This window comes from Leisingera sp. F5 (assembly GCF_001593695.1).
This window is the reverse complement of the sequence record NZ_LUKH01000491.1, coordinates 1-2,276: the sequence shown is the minus strand read 5'-3', so window position 1 is coordinate 2,276 and position 2,276 is coordinate 1. Positions and strand designations below refer to the sequence as shown.

The 2,276-nt window shown below is 65.5% G+C and carries 2 protein-coding genes; one reads left to right on the top strand and one right to left on the bottom strand.

All coding sequences use genetic code 11. From position 1 onward, the window contains the following. Nucleotides 1–475: 475 nt before the first annotated feature. On the top strand, nt 476–1,765 hold the full coding sequence (locus tag A2I95_RS32325) for a solute carrier family 23 protein (protein ID WP_291736422.1): 1,290 nt from the start codon (nt 476–478) through the stop codon (nt 1,763–1,765). A gap of 39 nt (nt 1,766–1,804) precedes the next feature. Here A2I95_RS32325 and A2I95_RS32320 read toward each other — a convergent pair. After that, a partial coding sequence (locus A2I95_RS32320) for a DUF1272 domain-containing protein (protein ID WP_291736420.1) occupies nt 1,805–2,276 on the bottom strand: 472 nt, incomplete at its 5' end.

Below are 2,276 nucleotides of genomic sequence, written 5' to 3'. Positions count from 1 at the left end.
TATCATCGCCTGCATAGAGCTGCCCGAAGACCGACGGGCTGTCCGGCGCGATATTGGTCGAGCCGCCAATCATCGTCAGCGCAATACCGCCGCGCGCCTTCTCCTCGTGATACAGCCGGTAACGGTCCCGCGGATGCCCGCCCTCCTGGAACGAGGGCGCATGGGCTGTGCTCATGATCCGGTTTCGCAAGCTCAGATGCCGGATCTGCAGGGGTTGGAGGAGAGGGTCATTGTCCAAGGTCATGCTTCGCGGTCCGTTAAATGCTGCCACCTGCAGCAGGCCCAGTCCGACCACCATCCGGCTTGCAGAAAACCGGCAATTTCCCGGCCCTGTTGCGACACCTTGCCCGCGGCTGGCGGAATCTCCTTCTGACCGGATGGTCAAAGCCGGATTTTCCGTTTACCAGCAGCCGGATTTTGTGCCCGGCCTCCATTCAGGAGCCTCCCGCACAAGCGGCTGAACCAAAGAACGAGCATGACAATGACCGCCACCAGCGACCGCACTCCTGTGCCTGAAGCCCAGGACGCCGACTATAAATTCTCCCCGAAACAGGCGCTGATCGGCGCCCAGATGCTGTTCGTCGCCTTCGGCGCGCTGGTGCTGGTGCCGCTACTGACCGGGCTGGACCCCAGTGTCGCCCTGTTCACCGCAGGGCTTGGAACTTTGATCTTCCAGATCGTGACCCGCGGCCAGGTGCCCGTGTTCCTGGCGTCCTCTTTCGCCTTCATCGCACCGATCATCTACGGCGTGCAGACATGGGGCATGGCCGCCACCACCGGTGGGCTCGCCGCGGCGGGCCTTCTCTATGTCGCCCTCAGCTTTGCCATCCGCACCTTTGGCGCGGGCTTCATGCACCGGCTGCTGCCGCCCGTGGTGGTCGGCCCGGTGATTATGGTGATCGGCCTGTCGCTTGCCCCCGTCGCCGTCAACATGGCAACCGGCCTGGCCGGCGACACTCAGGTGATGCCGAAAGACACCGCCCTGCTGCTGGCCGCCGCAGCCCTTGGCGCCACCATGCTCACAGCCATTCTCGGCCGCGGCATCATGCGCGTGGTGCCGATTCTGGCCGGCGTCGCCGCAGGCTATGCCGCCGCGCTGATCCTCGGCGCAGTCACCGGGCAAAACCTGGTGGATACCGCTCCGCTGGCCAGCGCCCCCTGGTTCGCGGTCCCGGAGTTCGTCACGCCTGAGTTCAACCTGGCCGCAATCCTGTTCATCCTGCCGGTCGCCATTGCGCCTGCGATCGAACACTTCGGCGACATCATGGCGATCTCTAGCGTGACCAAGCGTGACTACATGGACAAGCCCGGCATCCAGAACACCATGCTGGGCGACGGCCTGGCCACCGCCGCCGCGGGCATCTTAGGCGGCCCGCCCAACACCACCTATTCCGAGGTCACCGGCGCCGTAACGCTCACCCGCGCCTTCAACCCGGCGATCATGACCTGGGCGGCGCTCTTCGCCATCGCGCTATCCTTCGCGGGCAAGCTGTCGGGTGCGCTTGCCACCATCCCGATGCCGGTGATGGGCGGCATCATGATCCTGCTCTTCGGCATGGTCACCGTGGTCGGTCTGTCGGTTCTGGCAAAACTGGGCGAGGCGCTGTCCGAGGCGCGCAACATGGTGATCATCTCCACCGTACTGATCATCGGCCTGGGCGGGCTGACGCTTCAATTCGGCGAAGGCTTCACCCTCGCGGGCATTGGCCTCTCCGGCGTTGCGGGCTTGGTGCTGAACCTGATCCTGCCGAAACAGCGGGACTGATCCCGGAAACAACCGGAGCCGCCTGCTGGGCGGTTCCGATCACCGCTCTTCCGGCTTCAGATGCCGGATCCGCACCACATGCGCTTCGATATCCGCGCGGGTGAACGTCGAATGCACCCGTTCCGTCGAGGCCGGATGGTTCCCCAGCCCCAGCATCAGTTCTGCCCGCCAGGCCGTCTTCGGCCGGATGGGCCGCGGCGCAAAGGCGCCGCCGCAGGTGGGGCAGACATCATGCAACACCTGCTCCACGCACTCCGCGCAATAGGTGCACTCATAGCTGCAGATCCGCGCATCCGCTGCATCCGGCGGCAGATCTTTATCGCACAGCTCGCAATTGGGGCGCAGTTCCAGCATCGCTGTCTCCCTGTTCCAGCAGCCACCCTGCCCGCGGATCAGGATCGGCGCAAGCCTCCCGCGCCGCCGCGCGGCGCCAAGCCCAACCGCAAGGCGGTGCAGCTTGCCTGCATCCCGCGCGGGCGGGAGCCACCCCCTGTGGCAAAGCGCCAAAGCC

Bases quoted from the DNA above. Each gene is read 5' to 3' on its own strand.
- A2I95_RS32325 (WP_291736422.1), top strand. From the start codon at position 476: ATGACAATGACCGCCACCAGCGACCGCACTCCTGTGCCTGAAGCCCAG.